The organism is Okeania hirsuta (assembly GCF_003838195.1).
GTDB lineage: Bacteria > Cyanobacteriota > Cyanobacteriia > Cyanobacteriales > Microcoleaceae > Okeania > Okeania hirsuta.
This window is the reverse complement of the sequence record NZ_RCBY01000696.1, coordinates 1-564: the sequence shown is the minus strand read 5'-3', so window position 1 is coordinate 564 and position 564 is coordinate 1. Positions and strand designations below refer to the sequence as shown.

Genomic DNA, 564 nt, shown 5'->3' with positions numbered 1-564 from the left:
TTCCCTACTCCCGATTTCCTAAAGATATTTTTGCCCGCAACTGAAATAGAATTGCTATAGATTAATAAAACTGATAAAAACTATTTTTATTTTGTTATAGCAGTCGAAGCAAAGGGCGCGGACATATCAAAAGCTGAAAACTCAGACAACGCAATATTTTTCCTTCTTCCTTCTTTCTTTTTCCTTCTTTCTTCTGCTATAAAATACAAAAGTTGAAACTGAATTTGTAATCAAAATGAATAGTACTGAAAAGGCAAAAAAATACCAAAACAAAATTCAGCGAGTGGGTGTCATTGGTGGAGGTCAGTTGGCATGGATGATGGCGGATGCTGCTAAAAAATTGGGAGTAGGGAATAGAAAAGAACAAAAACAACTGTACCTCAGTAACTTGGGAAACGCTACATACAAAATAGGAAGCTATAAAACATTACAAATTAATTTCGTAAGTTGAACAATAATTTTCAAGAAACTTTTAGATAACTTTTACTCTTTTTTACCTAATAGTTAATAACTGATTCCCACTAGCTTCAAGTTTTAAATTTTAAATTTTAGATAATTTTTACT

The 564-nt window shown here is 31.4% G+C and carries 1 protein-coding gene; it reads left to right on the top strand.

The annotated features are described in order from the left end of the window. Positions 1 to 235 precede the first annotated feature (235 nt). The gene (locus D5R40_RS33730; protein ID WP_124155939.1) at positions 236 to 451 is read left to right on the top strand and encodes a hypothetical protein; all 216 of its coding nucleotides are present in this window, start codon (positions 236 to 238) and stop codon (positions 449 to 451) included. The last annotated feature ends 113 nt before the right edge of the window (positions 452 to 564 follow it).